Below are 16,090 nucleotides of genomic sequence, written 5' to 3'. Positions count from 1 at the left end.
GGTTCCTCTGGCAGGTGCCCTGCGGACAAATTCCGCTCAGGCCCTTTTTTATTGTTGTGAGGTAAGCCCCAGGAGCAGGCTCGAAGCGAAATTACTGCAAGGGGAAGTAAAAAAACAAGTTGATTTTTTACTGAAGGTAAATTTCTATAGGCCAATAATAACAACGCCGAAAACCTGCTGCTTCTGTAGGAGCGAGCTTGCTTGCGATGGACCTGAGGGCGACGCGTTCATCCAGACAACACGCGTTATCGTTAACGTCCGTCGCGAGCTCGCTCCTACAGTTCAGCCTGCCTGGAGTACCTGCACCATGCCGTCCTCGACACCCGCCTTCGCGCACCTGTTCGAACCCCTGGAGATCCGTGGCAAGCGTCTGAAAAACCGCATCATGTCCAGTGGTCACGACACGTCGATGCCCACCGACAACCTGGTCAATGACCAATTGATCGCCTATCACCGGGCACGGGCCGAAGGCGGTGCCGGGCTGATCGTGCTGCAAGTGGCCGGCGTGCATGACAGTGCGCGCTACACCTCCCACGTGCTGATGGCCACCGACGATGCGTGCATCGAGGGCTACCGTAAACTGGCGCAAACCTGCCATGCCCACGGCACCATGGTGCTGTCCCAGGTGTTCCATCCGGGACGGGAGATCATGGAGTCCAGCGATGGCTTGCTCGCAGTGGCCTACTCTGCCTCGTCGGTGCCCAACGAACGTTTCCGGGTGATGCCCCGCGCGCTGGATCAGGCAATGATCGACGAGATCGTCGCCGGTTATGCCGCTGCCGCCCGGCGCCTGCATCAGGCCGGGATCGATGGCGTCGAAGTGGTCGCCAGCCACGGTTACCTGCCGGCGCAATTCATCAATCCGCGAGTCAACCGGCGTACCGATGGCTACAACGGTGAACTGGACCAGCGTTTACGTTTCCTGCGCGAAGTCATCGCCGCCGTGCGCGGGGCAACCGATGAGCAGTTCATCGTGGGTTTGCGCATTTCTGCCGACGAGCGCGACCCGGAAGGCCTGACCGAGGATGAGTCCCTGGCCGCCGTGCAGTCGCTGCAATCACAACTCGATTACGTGCACATCGTCGCCGGCACTTCGGCGTCCCTGGGTGGCGCGGTGCATATCGTGCCGCCCATGGCGATCGAAGCGGCGTACCTGGCCAGGGAAGCCGGGACGTTCAAGGCCAGCCTGAACATTCCGTTGTTCGTCACCGGGCGCATCAACCAGCCCCAGGAAGCCGAACTGATTCTGGCCCGAGGCCAGGCCGATGTCTGCGGCATGACCCGCGCACTGATCTGCGACCCGCAGATGCCTAACAAGACCGACACCGGCCGCGTCGATGACGTGCGCGCCTGTATCGCCTGCAACCAAGCGTGCATCGGACACTTCCACAAAGGCTTGCCGATTTCCTGCATCCAGCACCCGGAAACCGGTCGCGAACTGATTTTTGGCGAACGTAAACCAACGATCAACCGCAAGCGGATCATGATCGCCGGCGGTGGACCGGCCGGCATGAAAGCCGCCGCCGTCGCTGCCCAGCGCGGACATGACGTGACCCTGTACGAAGCCGGTTCACAACTGGGCGGTCAGGTGTTGCTCGCACAACTGCTGCCACGGCGCAGCGAATTCGGTGGTGCCAGCACCAACCTGCAGCGGGAAATGGAGCTGGCCGGGGTGCGTGTGGTGCGCAACACACGGGTCAACCGGGCACTGGTGGAACAGGAAAAACCCGACATGGTCATCGTCGCTACCGGTGCCGAGCCGTACTGGCCTGCCTTTGAGCGCGGTGGTGAGCTACAGGTGGTAGACGCCTGGCAAGTGCTGCGCGATGAAGTACAGCTCGGTCGTTCGGTGGTGGTGGTCGACTGGCGCTGCGACTGGATCGGCCCCGGCATCGCCGAGCGCCTGGTCCGCGCCGGGCATCAGGTGCAACTGGCGGTCAACGGCACCCATTGCGGGGAAAACCTGCCGCTGTACGTGCGCGATCAACTGGCCGGCGAGCTGCATAAGCTGGGGGTGCCGATCACGCCGTACGCGCGGCTGTATGGCTGCGATGACAACACGGTCTACCTGCAACACACCGCCAGTGGCGAACCGATGCTGATGGAGAACATCGACACCCTGGTGCTGTGCCAGGGTCACCAGCCGGTGGATACCCTGGGTGCCGAGCTGCAAGGACTGGTGGAGTTTCGCCGCATCGGCGACTGCCTGGCGCCGCGCACCGCCGAAGAAGCGATTTATGAAGGCCTGAAAGTCGCGTGGGAGCTTTAAGGCTGTTTATACTCCGGGGCTTCAACGGCTAACACCAACCCCGTAGGAGTGAGCTCTGCTCGCGATGGACTCGAAAACGCCGCTGGGTGTCAGGCTTCCAGCGTTATCGTTGGCGACCATCGCGAGCAGGCTCGCTCCTACAGGGATTTGCGCCACTCCTCCGGTTCGGATTTGACCATGAGCAACAGCAGCACCACACAGCCCGCACCCGGCAACGCCGAACCGCACTTTCTCGGCACGCGGATTCGCGGCCTGCGCAAACGCCGGGGCATGACCTTGGCGGAACTGGCACAACAGAGCGAACTCACTGCCGGCTACATCAGCCAGCTGGAGCGCAACCTCGCCTACCCATCGATCCCGGCGCTGTTCAACATTGCCCGCAGCCTCGGTGTCACCATCCAGTGGTTCTTCGCCAGTGAAGCGGTCACCGCCCCCGAAGACGATGGCGTCGTGGTGCGCAAGAACAGCCGCCTGAACGTGCATTACGAAGACGGCATCGTCGACCAGTTACTGACGCCGCAAGCCAACCGCCAACTGGAAATGCTCCACTCGCGTTTCCCGCCCGGCACCTACAGCCAACAAAGCTACAGCCACGAAGGTGAAGAAGCCGGCTACGTGCTGTCCGGCAGTTTTGAGCTGTGGGTTGGCGAGCGTCATTTCCAGCTCAGTGAAGGCGACAGCTTCAGCTTTTCCAGCCAGGAACCTCACCGCTACGGTAATCCCGGCGAGGTGGACGCGGTGGTGATCTGGGTGATTACGCCGCCGACTTTCTAACGCCGGCCGCGCCCGACTGGCTGCGCGACACTCCCACGCTTGAGAGTGTCGCTCGGCAATTCCTTGAACAGCGCCCGATAGCTGCTGGAAAACCGCCCCAGGTGCCAGAACGACCAATGCATGGCCACTTCGGCCACGGTGGTCTGCGTGGGCGTGCGGCTCAGCAGTTCGCGACGGGCGCTGTTGAGTCGGCGCAAGCGCAGCCATTGGGTCGGCGCCATGCCGGTGTAGGTCTTGAACGCATGCTGCAACTGGCGCAGTGAAACCCCGGCAACCTGGGAAAGCTCCAGCAGGTTGAGGTGTTCTTCCGGGGTGTCCGCCGCCCATTCCCCTACCCGCTTCATGATCGCCCGCTCTCCCGCTCGGCGCTGCAATGCGCCCTGGTCGAGGCCGACACACGCGTTGTCGAGAATGAACAGACAGTCTTCCAGCAGCTGTTGGGTCAGCGCTTCACGGCTAGGCGGGTCGAAGGTCTGCGACAGCCGCGTCAAGGTCCCGCTGAGCCAACGGCAGAACAGCGCATTCTGCTGAGAGTTGAGCGGTGCCATGAACAGCCCTTCGAGCCGGGCGATGTCGAGGCTATGGCGCTTTACAAACTCCGGACCGAACACCACGGCGATTTCCTGGTAGTTCTCCGGGGTAATCCAGATGTTGCGGCTTTCGCCATTCAACACATACAGCGCGTTGTCGCCGCGATCGAAGCAGAACGACAGCGACCCCTGGGGCGCGCTGAAATTCTGCTCGACCCGGGTGTTCATGTGTTCTTCGTAAATCTCCACACCCTGTAGATCCAGGTAGCGCACCAGACCTGCGAAATGCCCCGGCGACATCTGTTGGTAATGCTGGACCCAGCCCGGTGTGGCGCGGATTTGCTCGGCGATATCGGCGGTATTGAACGCTTGAACCTGGAGTGAATTGCACGTCGTCATAAGAGACCCTACGCACTCTTTTGGTGCGTTTTGTGCTGCTTAAAGTGGATAGATGGAACTGCAAGGCTCGCCCAAGATAGACGTCAACGCGCTACAGGGGAAGTGTCCGGCGGATGAAACCGGCCTCTCCTGGCGTTAATGAAACCAACAACGAGGTCTTTATGAATGTCCCTTTCGATCAGCTGTTCACTTGGCTGAAAGATCACAAGATTACCGAAGTCGAGTGCGTCGTCAGCGACCTGACCGGCATTGCACGCGGCAAGATCGCACCCACCAACAAGTTCCTGCATGAGCGAGGCATGCGCCTGCCGGAAAGTGTGCTGTTGCAAACGGTAACCGGGGACTTTGTCGACGACGACATCTATTACGACCTGCTCGACCCGGCCGATATCGACATGGTCTGCAAGCCGGACGCCGACGCCGTCTATGTGGTGCCATGGGCCATCGAGCCGACCGCCATCGTGATCCACGACACCTTCGACAAGTTCGGCAACCCGATCGCACTGTCGCCGCGCAACGTGCTGAAGAAAGTCCTGCAGTTGTACACCGACAAAGGCTGGCGCCCGATTGTCGCGCCGGAAATGGAGTTCTACCTGACCCAGCGCTGCGAAGACCCGGACTTGCCGCTCAAGGCACCCATGGGCCGTTCGGGCCGCGCAGAAAGCGGTCGTCAGTCGTTCTCCATTGACGCGGCCAACGAATTCGATCCGCTGTTCGAAGACGTCTACGACTGGTGCGAACTGCAAGGTCTGGACCTCGACACGCTGATCCACGAAGACGGCCCGGCACAGATGGAAATCAACTTCCGTCATGGCAACGCTCTGGACCTGGCCGACCAGATCACCGTGTTCAAGCGCACCATGCGTGAAGCGGCGCTCAAGCACAACGTGGCGGCGACCTTCATGGCCAAACCGGTCGGCGATGAGCCTGGCAGCGCCATGCACATTCACCAGAGCGTGGTGGACATTGCCACCGGCCAGCCGATCTTTGCCGATGCCGATGCCGATGGCAACATGAGCGAGCTGTTCCTGCATCACATCGGTGGCTTGCAGAAGTACATCCCGAAAGTGCTGCCGATGTTCGCGCCAAACGTCAACTCGTTCCGCCGCTTCCTGCCGGATACCTCGGCGCCGGTGAACGTCGAATGGGGCGAAGAAAACCGCACCGTCGGCCTGCGCGTGCCAACCTCCAGCCCGGACGCCATGCGTGTCGAGAACCGTCTGCCGGGTGCCGATGCCAACCCGTACCTGGCCATTGCCGCCAGCCTGCTGTGCGGTTACCTGGGCATGGTCGAGCGCATCGAGCCGAGCGCAGCGGTACAGGGCCGCGCCTATGAGCGGCGCAATCTGCGCCTGCCAATCACCATCGAGGATGCCCTGACCCAGATGGAAGAGTGCGACACCATCAGCCGTTACCTGGGCAGCAAGTTCGTACGGGGCTATGTCGCAGTCAAGCGCGCCGAGCACGAAAACTTCAAACGGGTGATCAGCTCCTGGGAGCGTGAGTTCCTGATGCTTAGCGTCTAAGAACTGCGCAGCCCGTAAGGGCCTCTTCGCGAGCAGGCTCGCTCCCACAGGGGAATGAATTTCAAATGTGGGAGCGAGCCTGCTTGCGAAGGCGCTCGCCTGAACACCAAAGAATCACCTGAAAAATCCAATAATTCGAAGAGGTGTCGACATGCGTCTATTGAAATCCATGGTTCCGCTCGCGCTGGCAGCGCTGTTCAGTGCCGGTGTCCAGGCTCAGGCACAGGTCAGTGTCTACAACTGGACCGACTACATCGGCGAAACCACCCTCGCCGACTTCCAGGCCAAAACCGGGATCAAGGTGATCTACGACGTATTCGATTCCAACGAAACCCTGGAAGGCAAACTGCTTGCCGGTCGTACCGGGTATGACGTGGTGGTGCCGTCAAATCACTTCCTCGCCCGCCAGGTAAAAGCCGGTGCGTTCCTCCAACTGGACCGCGAGCAACTGCCGAATTTCAAGAACCTCGACCCGAAACTGCTGACGCTGCTGGAGAAAAACGATCCGGCCAACGCGCACTCGGTGCCGTACCTGTGGGGAACCAACGGCATCGGCTATAACGTCGACAAGGTCAAGCAGGTGCTGGGCATCGATCACATCGATTCCTGGGCCGTGCTGTTCGAACCGGAAAACATCAAGAAGCTGAGCGCCTGCGGCGTGTCGATGATGGATTCGGCGGACGAAGTGTTCCCGGCGATCCTCAACTACATGGGCATGAACCCGCGCAGCGAAAACCCCGAGGACTTCAAAAAGGCCGAAGCCAAGCTGCTGCAAATCCGCCCGTACATCACCTACTTCCACTCTTCCAAGTACGTCTCGGACCTGGCCAACGGCGACATCTGCGTGGCGTTCGGTTACTCGGGCGACGTGTTCCAGGCCGCCAACCGCGCCAAGGAAGCCAGGAACGGCGTGAACATCGCCTACGCCATTCCCAAAGAAGGCGCCAACCTGTGGTTTGACCTGCTGGCCATCCCCGCCGACGCCAGCAATCCGAAAGAAGCCCACGCCTTCATCAACAACCTGCTGGACCCGCAAGTGATTGCCAAGGTCAGCGCGTCGGTCGGCTATGCCAATCCGAACCCGGCCGCCAAGCAGTACATGGACCCTGAGCTGGTCAGCAATCCCGAGGTTTATCCGTCCCAGGCAGTCCTCGACAAACTCTACATCTCCACCACGCCGCCGCAGTCGATCATGCGCCTGATGACCCGTTCGTGGAGCAAAGTGAAGTCCAACAAATGAACCAGTACACCAAGGAACACGCCCTCTCCTATTACGCGGCGTCAGCCAAGGGCATGAAGCAGCGTCCTGCGCTGGCCTCGGACCTTGAGGCCGACGTCTGCGTGGTTGGCGCGGGTTTCACCGGCATCAACACCGCCATTGAACTGGCCCAACGCGGGCTCTCGGTGGTCCTGCTGGAGGCCCGACGGATTGGCTGGGGCGCCAGCGGGCGCAACGGCGGCCAGTTGATTCGCGGCATCGGTCATGACGTCAGCGGCTTTGCCCGGCATGTGGGCGCCGAAGGGGTGCAGTACCTGGAACATGCCGGGGTCGAATCGGTGCAAGTCGTGGCCAATCGCATCCGCGAACACGGTATCGATTGCGACCTGCGCTGGGGCTTCTGCGAACTGGCCAACACCCCGGCACACTTTGCCGGGTTGAAGGCCGAGCACGCCGAACTGCTTGAGTCCGGTTACGCCCATGAAACCCGCCTGATCGAGCCTGGGCAGATCCGGGAGCACGTAGTGAACTCCGGTGTTTATGCCGGCGGCCTGGTAGACATGGGCTCGGGCCACCTGCATCCGCTGAACCTGGCACTCGGCGAAGCGCAAGTCGCCGAGTCCCTTGGCGTGCAGATATTCGAACAAAGCCCGGTACTGGAGCTGATCCACGGCAGCACCGTACAAGTGCGCTGCGGCGGTGGCACAGTGCGTGCCGGCACGTTGGTGCTGGCTTGCAATGCCCATCTGGAAGAGCTGGAGCCGAAGCTCAGTGGCAAAGTGCTCCCGGCGGGCAGCTACATCATCGCCACCGAACCCCTGTCAGAAGATGCCGCCAGGCAACTGATCCCTCACAATGTCGCGCTGTGCGACCAGAAAGTCGGCCTGGATTACTACCGGCTTTCGGCTGACCGGCGCTTGCTGTTCGGCGGTGCCTGTCATTACTCCGGGCGCGACCCGGCGGACATCGCTGCCTACATGCGTCCGCAGATGCTCAAGGTCTTTCCGCAACTGGCCAGTGCGCGCATTGATTTTCAGTGGGGCGGCAGGATTGGCATCTCGGCCAACCGCTTCCCGCAGGTCGGGCGCTTGAGCCAGCACCCGAACGTGTTCTACGCCCAGGGTTACTCCGGCCATGGCCTGAACGTGACTCACTGGTGCGCCAGGCTGTTGGGCGAAGCGATCCATGCCGGCCACAGCAAAGGCTTCGACGTGTTCAGCGCCGTGCCGCACATGACCTTCCCCGGCGGGCGTGCCCTGCGCTCGCCACTGCTGGCCCTGGGCATGCTCTGGTATCGGATGCGGGAAATGCTGGGCTGAAACAATTCCCGCGAAAGGCAGCTTAATCCTGTGGGAGCGAGCCTGCTCGCGAAGGCGGTCTGACAGCCAGAGAATGGGCTGCCTGATACACCGCTTTGGCGAGCAGGCTCGCTCCCACAACGCTTTAGGCAACATCCCTTTGTTTCGACTTTCGATTTGCTCAATTGCAAGGCACTTCTATATTGAGGGGGTGCTCTGAATTTCCTGCCTTCTGTTGAGCTCGGCCCATGGCAACTACTGATCAGCTGATCATCTGCGAGCACTGCGACAGCGTGTACCAGAAAGTAACGCTCGCCAAACATCAGAAAACCCTGTGTACGCGCTGCGGCGGCGTACTTCAACGCTATAACGGCCTCACGGTCGAACAGCGTCTTGCGTTGACCTTCACCGCATTAATGCTATGGCTGTTTGCCAACTTCTATCCGGTGATGAGCATCAGCTTCAAAGGCATGAAAAACAGTGCGACTTTGTGGGACTCGGTGCTGGCCCTGAGCCTGGGGCCGATCACGTTCATCGCCATGGTGGCGGCGATCGCCATGATCATCGCGCCGATCTTCCAGTTGTTGCTGCTGATCTGGGTGTTGGGCTTCGCCCTCGCCCGGCAACGCTCGCCCGGATTCAGGTTCTGCATGCGCTGGCTGGAAGCCTTGCGCCCCTGGAGCATGCTCGAAGTCTGCCTGCTGGGGGCCATGGTTGCCGTTATCAAACTCGCCGGACTGCTTGATGTGCTGCCCGGCATAGGGCTGTTTGCCCTGGCTGTGCTGAGTCTGATGATGATCCGCATCGCCGGGCGCGATATCCGCGACTTATGGGACATTTTATGAGCAGGCCTCCTTACGCCGACGAGCTCAACCTGTGCCTGTGTCACAGCTGCGGGCTGGCCTGCGACATGACTGGCGAACCTCACGAATGCGAGCGCTGCGGCGCGCCTTTGCATCGACGCAAAACCAATGCCCTGACCCGGACCTGGGCCTACATGATCGCGGCCCTGGTGTTTTACATTCCCGCCAATTTGCTACCGGTGATGAACACCGAAATGGTCGGCAACGGTTCCGACAGCACGATCATGAGCGGCGTGCTGGAGTTCTGGGAAGCCGGGGCTTGGGACATTGCCCTGATCATTTTCATTGCCAGTATCGCGGTGCCGGGGGTCAAGTTCGTCGCCATCACCTTGCTGCTGGTCACCGTGCACCGCGACAGCGAGTGGGCGCGCATGGAGCGGTCGAAGTTGTACCGGTTCGTCGAGGTCATCGGCTACTGGTCGATGCTCGATGTGATCGTGGTCGCTTTGGTGGCCTCGTTGGTGAAATTCCAGGCACTGGCCGACATCGAACCGCGTCCGGGCATCCTGTTTTTTGGTCTGGTTGTGGTGTTCACCATGCTGTCGGCGATGAGTTTCGATCCACGCATGATCTGGGATAAAGAACGGGAAAACCCACAAAATGAGGAGGTCACGGATGAAGTCACAAGCCACTGACGGGCCGCAAGCCCCAGGGCCGGCGCCGATCAAGACCCGCCGCTTCAGCGTTTCGCTGGTCTGGATCGTCCCGATCGTGGCGGTGCTGGTGGGTATTTCGCTGGTGATTCATAGCATGCTGCAGGAAGGCCCGACCATCGTTGTCACGTTCAAGACCGGGGACGGCCTGACCGCGAATAAAACCGAGGTCAAATACCGTAATGTGGTGATCGGTCATGTCTCCGATGTGGAATTGAGCAATGACCAGAAAAGTGTCAACGCCACCATCAAACTGGCCAAGCAGGCCGAAAGCTTTACCCGCGAAGACTCGCAGTTCTGGGTCGTGCGGCCGCGAATTGGTGCTGGCGGTGTGTCCGGTATCGATACGCTGCTGTCGGGCGATTACATCGGTGCCGATATCGGCCAGGCCAACGGTCGGGCTAAAAACTTCAAGGGGCTGGAAAACCCGCCACCCATCACCTACGGCGAGCCGGGCAAACGTTTCACCCTGTTCACCCATGACTTGGGGTCACTGGATATCGGCTCTCCGGTCTACTACCGCAAGATCCCGGTGGGTCAGGTAGTGGCCTACGCGCTGGACCCGGACGGCAAGGGGGTGAACATTGAAGTGTTCATCCATGCCCCCAACGACAAGTACGTCACTGAAAACACCCGGTTCTGGAACGCCAGCGGGATTGACGTGAACGTCGGTGCCAACGGTTTTGCGGTCAAGACCGAATCGTTGTCGTCCTTGCTGGTGGGCGGCATTGCTTTCCGCGCCCCCGACTACAGCCCTGGCGATAAACCCGCTGCGGCCGAGTATGCCTACGAGCTGTTCGACGACCCTCAAACCGCCCTCGCCCCACCAAGCGGCAAGCCACAGTACCTGTCCATGCGATTCGACCAGGCACTGCGCGGGCTCAAGGTTGATGCGCCGGTGGAGTTCCTCGGTGTGGAAATCGGCAAGGTGGTGGCGGTCAATCTGGATTACGACGAGAAAAAACGCTCCTTTCCGGTCAACGTCGGCATCGTGATCTACCCGCAACGCCTGGGCCAGGCCCACCTCAAAATGATCAAGGCGCTCAATCATGATCCCAATGACGAAGCCGGGGGTGTGCGCCTGATCGGCACCTTTATCGACAACGGCCTGCGAGCCCAGGCCCGCACCGGTAACTTCCTGACCGGCCAGTTGTACATTTCCCTGGATTTCTACCCCAAGGCAGAAAAAGTCGCTTTCGATGCAAACGCACGCCCGGTTGTCATTCCGACCATTCCGGGCAGCCTCGAGCAACTGCAGGAAAAACTCGAAGCCATGGTCGACAAGCTCAACAAACTGCCGATCGAGCGTATCGCCGGCAACCTGGATGGCAATCTCGTCGAACTGCGCAAAGGCATGATGCAATTCAACGGCAAAGTCTTGCCTGGCGTGCAAACGACCTTGTCGGACGTCAGCAAGACCCTGCAAACGGCCAATGCGACCCTGCAATCCGCCAGTTCGACCTTGGCCGAGGACTCACCGCAGCGGGAAAAACTGGGGCAGACCCTGGATGAACTGGGACGCACGTCGAGATCCTTGCGTGATCTTTCGGATTACCTGGGACGGCATCCGGAATCGCTGCTTCGCGGCCGTCCGAACAATGCCGCCCCCGTGGATCTGCAAGGGCCACCGCGCAATTGAACACAGGAGCATCACCCATGGCTTTTCCGCTGAAGTTAACCCTGGTCACCGCGATGTTGCTGCTTGCCGCTTGCCGCAGTGACCCGATTCAATTCCACACCCTGACCCCGGCCCAGGTAGGCGATCATTCAAGGGCCACCGTCGGGGTGATTCAGATCGAGACGCTTAGCGTGCCGCCCCAGGTCGATCGTGCGCAGATCGTCATTCGCGAGGGCAACAGTGGCCTGGCGATCCTGGAAACCCAGTGGTGGGGCGCGACCCTCGTGGACGAATTGCGCAGTGCGCTGGCCGATCAACTGAGCAACAGCCCGGTACAAGGCAAATATTCAGTGCGGGTCGATGTGCAGCGTTTTGACTCGGTCCCCGGCCAGTACGCGTTGATGGACGTGAAATGGCGCCTGCGCAGCGCAGGCGCAGACGACACGGCACGGGTGATTTGCCGCAGCACCTTGCAAACGCCGTCAGGCGCGACCATCGACGACCTGGTGCTTGCCCAGCAAAACAACGTCAAACGCCTGGCCGCGCTGATCAGCCAGGCTGCCACCAGACCACAGGCGAACTGCCCTTCGCCCTGAACACACTTTTCACGCTTCCCGGACTAACGGCGACAAGTTTGCCGTTAGTCCTATCCCATATTTCCCCTCTGTTTCCCACTCTCATTCCACGCTGGAACAATAGATAACAATTCCCAGTAACAAACTAATTAGCCGCAGGAGTCCCTTCTGCAAATTTTTCACATTCCTTTCACTGTTCCGACAGCTGTACAGATTTAACTTTGGCTGCATTCAATTCGCTGGACCTGGTTTCGGCGGACATTTTTCGTGCTGTTCCAGGTTTGTACAACAGCACTTCCCTGGCGCTCCAACTGGTGGACAAACTTGGTCAACTCCGTTTCGCGTAAACCTTCTTCGCGCCTGTCCAGATCGGTCGTGGCCATTGGTGCACTAACCATCGCCGTGCTGGTCACCGGTTTTCTCCTGTGGCCGAAATCACCGACCAACCTGGCCCAGGAGGACGCACAAGCCCGGGCCCAATTGCTGCAACAGTGGGGTGCCGGCGAGATCGCGGTGCTGGTGCGTCATACCGAGCGCTGCGACCGTTCCAGCAATCCTTGCCTGGGTCCGGCCGATGGCATTACCCGTGTCGGCAGTGAGGCGGCCGCCGGTGTCGGGCAAGGCTTGGCACGCCTGGGTTTGACACACACCGACATCCTGACCAGCCCCGTTACGCGCACCGTGCAGACCGCGCATTACATGTTCAACAGCGACCCACGGACCCAGGAATGGCTGGCCACCTGCGGCACGACCCTGCGTAACGACGTCGTGGCGCACAAGGTGGCCCAACGCAACCTGGTGCTGGTGACCCACAGTGGTTGCATCGCTGATTTTGAAAAGCAGACCGGCTTCAAGCATTCGGCGAAGGACGCCGAGTACGGCAGCGCGTTATTTGTCCACATCGATGGCAATGGGCAACTGCAAGTGCTCGGCATTGTGAATGCCGAAGACTGGAACACTCTGTTACAAGAAAAAAACTGAAATCATTACAGATCAAAAATTTTGGCACTAAGTTATTTCAAGCCGGACTGAATGAAACCTGAACAGAACAGCGAGAAGTGCGATTGAACTTCTCGCCGTTCAATATCATTCCGGTTTTCTCTCTTGCAAGTTGCACATCACACTTCAACCAGCCATCCAAGCGCCAAGGTCGAGACATGACGTCAAATCAGCCACTGCCAGATTTTGCTGACCATTCTTTACGCCTGCACACTCCAACGGTGCCTGCCAATGAACGCCGGATGCTCTTCGCGTTGTTCCTGGCGTTCATTGCGTTCTACCTGCTACCACTGATGAGCCATGGCCTGTGGATTCCCGATGAAACCCGTTATGCCCAGGTCAGCCAGGAAATGCTGCAGGGCGGGAACTGGGTCTCGCCGCACTTCATGGGCCTTCGTTATTTCGAGAAGCCGATTGCCGGGTACTGGATGATCGCCATCGGTCAGGCGGTGTTTGGCGACAATCTGTTCGGGGTACGCATCGCCTCAGCGCTGAGTACCGGGCTGAGCGTGTGGCTGACCTGGCTGATTGCCCGCCGGTTCTGGGGCGATCCGCGCAAAAGCTTTGCCTGCGCTCTGTTGTACATGAGCTTCGGGCTGATTGCCGGCCAGGCCGGGTACGCCAACCTCGACCCGCAGTTCACCCTCTGGGTCAACCTGAGTCTGGTTTCCCTGTGGTTTGCCATCGACAGCCGAACCACTCGCGCCCGCCTGGGGTCCTGGGCAGTCCTGGGTATCGCCTGCGGCATGGGCTTCATGACCAAGGGCTTTCTGGCCTGGCTGCTGCCGGCGGTGATCGCCCTGCCCTACATGCTCTGGCAGCGTCGCATCGGCGAGCTGTTGCGTTACGGGCCACTGGCTGTGGTGGTCGCCGCGGCAGTCTGCTTGCCCTGGGCATTGGCCATTCATCATCAGGAACCGGATTTCTGGAATTTCTTCTTCTGGAACGAGCACGTACGCCGCTTCGCCGCCGACGATGCACAGCACGCCCGCCCGTGGTGGTTCTACCTGCCGATGCTGGTCGTTTCCGCCCTGCCCTGGTCTGTGTTGTTGCCGACAACATTCATCCAGGCCTGGAACGACAAGCGTCAGCCCGTCTGCGCTTTTCTCTTGCTGTGGCTGCTGCTGCCATTGGCCATTTTCAGCATGAGCAGCGGCAAGTTGCCGACTTACATCATGCCGTGCCTGTTGCCGCTGGCGCTGCTAATGGGCAATGCGCTGACCAGCCTGCTGCAACAGGCGCGGGGACGGACGATTCGCGTCAACGGATGGCTCAACGTCGTGATTGCCACCACGGCCCTGATTGCCTTGCTGTACCTGCAACTGAGCAAAGAGATTTATCAAAATACCGAGATGTTCAGCCTGTCCCTGGCGTTCATCGTGCTGTTGGGCTGGATCATCGCCAATGCCCTGCAAATCCTGCGGCCATTGACGTTATGGGCGATGCCCGCCCTCGGCATCGGATTGCTGGTGGCGCTGCTTCCCGCCGCCATGCCGGGCCAGATTGTCGACAGCAAGATGCCTGACCGGTTTATCTCCGAACACCTGGACAGCCTGAACCAGACCACCTCGCTGCTGAGCAACGACCTGGGTGCAGCCTCGGCCTTGTCGTGGCTGACCGGGCGACCGGAGGTGACGCTCTATAATGTCATCGGCGAGCTGAAGTACGGCCTTTCGGATCCGGCCGCGGCCTCGCGCAAAGTGACTCAGCAAGACATCGGGCAATGGATGACCGAAGCACGTAAAAAAGGCTCGGTCGGGGTGGTGATGAGGGTCAACAGCGTCGATGAGATTCAGGAGGTCGAGGCGCTGCCCACCGACGGCAAGCGTTATCAGCGCGGCAATCTGCAGGTCCTGATCTTCCCGCAAATCCAGCCCTGACAGCCGAGACGAAAAATACCGAGAGGCCAAACCGGTCTCTCGGTATTTTTCGTTTCTGCCAGGTGTCATCGAGCCGATCTTCATGGGTGGGCTGTTCGGCTCAGCGGCAAGGCTGGAGCGGGTCAATCTGCAAGAATTGAAAATCGTGATCAGCGCCATCCATGACCTGAATCAGGCGCTACGCTTTGCCGATCAGCTATTGGTCATCGCCGAAGGCCCGACAAAATGCAGCCGGGGACAGCGTCATATTCTGATCAACGATCACCGTTTGATTGACGAGTCGAGCCACAGTGGGCCCAGTGCTGCTAATCTGAATGAAAATTACATGTATTAACGGTATTTTTGACGTTATTTTCTCATTTGGATCTCTACATTCCCTGCAATTCAAAATATGCAAATGATTCGCATTGGGTTACAAGCGTTTCAATGCGCATGACTTTCAAAAAAATGCACCAGGAGCAGCCCGCAGAATGTTTCCCAACATCCCTTCGTTCTTGAAAAAAGCCCTGCTGGCCACCGCTTTGCTGAGCGCTGGCCAGGCCTATGCAGCTGACTCCGTCGGCATCGTAGTGTACAACGCGCAACACGAAGGCCTGACCAAGGTCTGGGTCGAGGGTTTTACCCAGGAAACCGGTATTCCCGTCACCTTGCGTAATGGCGACGACACCGAGATGGGCAACCAGATCGTGCAGGAAGGCACAGCTTCTCCGGCGGACGTGTTCCTGACCGAAAACTCCCCGGCCATGGTCCTGGTCGACAACGCCGGGCTGTTTGCGCCTGTCGATAAGGCCACGCTGGAGCAGATTGACTCCGCCTACCGTCCAGCCCACGGCAAATGGGTCGGGATTGCCGCGCGCTCTACGGTGTTTGTGTACAACCCGAGCAAACTGCCGCCTGCCAATCTGCCGAAATCGATCATGGACCTGGCCGATCCCAGCTGGAAAGGTCGCTGGGCTGCGTCGCCAGGCGGTGCCGACTTCCAGGCCATCGTCGCTGCCATCCTGGAGCAAAAGGGTGAAGCCGCCACGCTGGATTGGTTGAAAGCGATGAAAACCAACTACGCCAACTACCGTGGCAACAGCTCCGTACTCAAAGCGGTGAATGCCGGGCAGATCGACAGCGGCGTGATCTACCACTATTACAGCCTGGTGGATCAGTCCAAGACTGGCGAAAACAGCAAGAACACTGCCCTGCACTATTTCAAGCACAAAGACCCGGGCGCTTTTGTTAGCATCTCCGGCGGCGGCGTCCTCGCCTCCAGCAAACACAAAGAACAAGCTCAGGCGTTCCTCAAATACATTACCGGCAAGGACGGCCAGGCTGTGCTGAAGAACGGCAAGTCGTTTGAATACGCCGTGGGCAAAGGCGCTGAATCCAACCCTAAACTGGTGCCTCTGAATCAACTCGATGCGCCGACTGTCGATGCTTCGAAACTCGACAGCAAAAAAGCCGTGGAGCTGATGACACAGGCCGGACTGCTCTAAATT

Annotated in this window: 13 protein-coding genes and 1 pseudogene; 13 read left to right on the top strand and 1 reads right to left on the bottom strand. The window is 59.7% G+C overall.

Annotated features, from left to right (window positions below; translation table 11 throughout):
* The first annotated feature begins 307 nt into the window (after nt 1–307).
* Both CAF65_RS03165 and CAF65_RS03160 read left to right on the top strand, forming a co-directional pair.
* Nucleotides 308–2,269, top strand: coding sequence for an FAD-dependent oxidoreductase (locus CAF65_RS03165; RefSeq protein WP_085714981.1), 1,962 nt, complete (start codon nt 308–310; stop codon nt 2,267–2,269).
* 177 nt (nt 2,270–2,446) lie between these two features.
* A complete protein-coding gene (locus CAF65_RS03160) occupies nt 2,447–3,043 on the top strand; it encodes a cupin domain-containing protein (RefSeq protein WP_085714980.1) in 597 nt (198 codons plus the stop codon).
* Here CAF65_RS03160 and CAF65_RS03155 read toward each other — a convergent pair.
* Complete coding sequence (locus CAF65_RS03155; RefSeq protein ID WP_085714979.1) at nt 3,040–3,972, bottom strand: helix-turn-helix domain-containing protein; 933 nt, start codon at nt 3,970–3,972, stop codon at nt 3,040–3,042. The genes CAF65_RS03160 and CAF65_RS03155 overlap by 4 nt on opposite strands.
* Before the next feature lie 161 nt (nt 3,973–4,133).
* On the opposite strand from CAF65_RS03155, the gene CAF65_RS03150 reads away from it, so the two are divergent.
* The 11 genes and pseudogenes from CAF65_RS03150 to CAF65_RS03100 all read left to right on the top strand — a co-directional run bounded on the left by CAF65_RS03150 (nt 4,134) and on the right by CAF65_RS03100 (nt 16,087).
* Nucleotides 4,134–5,498, top strand: a complete 1,365-nt coding sequence (locus tag CAF65_RS03150; RefSeq protein ID WP_085714978.1) for a glutamine synthetase family protein — start codon at nt 4,134–4,136, stop codon at nt 5,496–5,498.
* A 151-nt stretch (nt 5,499–5,649) separates the two neighbouring features.
* Nucleotides 5,650–6,738, top strand: coding sequence for a polyamine ABC transporter substrate-binding protein (locus tag CAF65_RS03145; protein WP_085714977.1), 1,089 nt, complete (start codon nt 5,650–5,652; stop codon nt 6,736–6,738).
* Nucleotides 6,735–8,036, top strand: coding sequence for an FAD-binding oxidoreductase (locus CAF65_RS03140; RefSeq protein WP_085714976.1), 1,302 nt, complete (start codon nt 6,735–6,737; stop codon nt 8,034–8,036). Before CAF65_RS03145 ends, CAF65_RS03140 begins: the two co-directional genes overlap by 4 nt.
* A 227-nt stretch (nt 8,037–8,263) precedes the next feature.
* Nucleotides 8,264–8,860, top strand: coding sequence for a paraquat-inducible protein A (locus tag CAF65_RS03135; protein WP_085714975.1), 597 nt, complete (start codon nt 8,264–8,266; stop codon nt 8,858–8,860).
* On the top strand, nt 8,857–9,513 hold the full coding sequence (locus CAF65_RS03130) for a paraquat-inducible protein A (protein WP_085714974.1): 657 nt from the start codon (nt 8,857–8,859) through the stop codon (nt 9,511–9,513). The genes CAF65_RS03135 and CAF65_RS03130 overlap by 4 nt, the downstream gene beginning before the upstream one ends.
* Nucleotides 9,494–11,170 (top strand): intermembrane transport protein PqiB, encoded by a 1,677-nt coding sequence (locus CAF65_RS03125; protein WP_085714973.1) that lies wholly within the window; start codon nt 9,494–9,496, stop codon nt 11,168–11,170. Before CAF65_RS03130 ends, CAF65_RS03125 begins: the two co-directional genes overlap by 20 nt.
* 17 nt (nt 11,171–11,187) lie before the next feature.
* On the top strand, nt 11,188–11,745 hold the full coding sequence (locus tag CAF65_RS03120) for a membrane integrity-associated transporter subunit PqiC (protein WP_085714972.1): 558 nt from the start codon (nt 11,188–11,190) through the stop codon (nt 11,743–11,745).
* 303 nt (nt 11,746–12,048) lie between these two features.
* Nucleotides 12,049–12,705 carry a histidine phosphatase family protein gene (locus CAF65_RS03115; RefSeq protein WP_085714971.1) on the top strand — a complete coding sequence of 219 codons (657 nt, stop codon included), beginning with the start codon at nt 12,049–12,051 and terminating at the stop codon, nt 12,703–12,705.
* Nucleotides 12,706–12,881: 176 nt separating this feature from the next.
* A complete protein-coding gene (arnT, locus tag CAF65_RS03110; protein ID WP_085714970.1) occupies nt 12,882–14,603 on the top strand; it encodes a lipid IV(A) 4-amino-4-deoxy-L-arabinosyltransferase in 1,722 nt (573 codons plus the stop codon).
* Between the two features lie 142 nt (nt 14,604–14,745).
* Nucleotides 14,746–14,937 (top strand): annotated as a pseudogene (locus CAF65_RS28560) (hypothetical protein); the annotation flags it as partial.
* Between the two features lie 136 nt (nt 14,938–15,073).
* Nucleotides 15,074–16,087: an iron ABC transporter substrate-binding protein gene (locus tag CAF65_RS03100; protein WP_085714968.1), complete on the top strand. Its 1,014-nt coding sequence runs from the start codon at nt 15,074–15,076 to the stop codon at nt 16,085–16,087.
* Nucleotides 16,088–16,090: the final 3 nt, after the last annotated feature.

The organism is Pseudomonas sp. B28(2017), from assembly GCF_002113025.1.
In the GTDB taxonomy this organism is placed as follows: Bacteria; Pseudomonadota; Gammaproteobacteria; order Pseudomonadales; family Pseudomonadaceae; genus Aquipseudomonas.
Note: the sequence above shows the minus strand (reverse complement) of the source record. Positions and strands in the feature narration are given on the sequence as shown.

What these genes read in the sequence shown, in the direction of transcription:
- CAF65_RS03165 (WP_085714981.1), top strand. Translation starts at nt 308, where the DNA reads ATGCCGTCCTCGACACCCGCCTTCGCGCACCTGTTCGAACCCCTGGAG.
- CAF65_RS03145 (WP_085714977.1), top strand. Translation starts at nt 5,650, where the DNA reads ATGCGTCTATTGAAATCCATGGTTCCGCTCGCGCTGGCAGCGCTGTTC.
- CAF65_RS03120 (WP_085714972.1), top strand. Translation starts at nt 11,188, where the DNA reads ATGGCTTTTCCGCTGAAGTTAACCCTGGTCACCGCGATGTTGCTGCTT.
- CAF65_RS03155 (WP_085714979.1), bottom strand. Translation starts at nt 3,972, where the DNA reads ATGACGACGTGCAATTCACTCCAGGTTCAAGCGTTCAATACCGCCGAT.
- CAF65_RS03150 (WP_085714978.1), top strand. Translation starts at nt 4,134, where the DNA reads ATGAATGTCCCTTTCGATCAGCTGTTCACTTGGCTGAAAGATCACAAG.
- arnT (WP_085714970.1), top strand. Translation starts at nt 12,882, where the DNA reads ATGACGTCAAATCAGCCACTGCCAGATTTTGCTGACCATTCTTTACGC.
- CAF65_RS03125 (WP_085714973.1), top strand. Translation starts at nt 9,494, where the DNA reads ATGAAGTCACAAGCCACTGACGGGCCGCAAGCCCCAGGGCCGGCGCCG.
- CAF65_RS03100 (WP_085714968.1), top strand. Translation starts at nt 15,074, where the DNA reads ATGTTTCCCAACATCCCTTCGTTCTTGAAAAAAGCCCTGCTGGCCACC.
- CAF65_RS03130 (WP_085714974.1), top strand. Translation starts at nt 8,857, where the DNA reads ATGAGCAGGCCTCCTTACGCCGACGAGCTCAACCTGTGCCTGTGTCAC.
- CAF65_RS03135 (WP_085714975.1), top strand. Translation starts at nt 8,264, where the DNA reads ATGGCAACTACTGATCAGCTGATCATCTGCGAGCACTGCGACAGCGTG.
- CAF65_RS03140 (WP_085714976.1), top strand. Translation starts at nt 6,735, where the DNA reads ATGAACCAGTACACCAAGGAACACGCCCTCTCCTATTACGCGGCGTCA.
- CAF65_RS03160 (WP_085714980.1), top strand. Translation starts at nt 2,447, where the DNA reads ATGAGCAACAGCAGCACCACACAGCCCGCACCCGGCAACGCCGAACCG.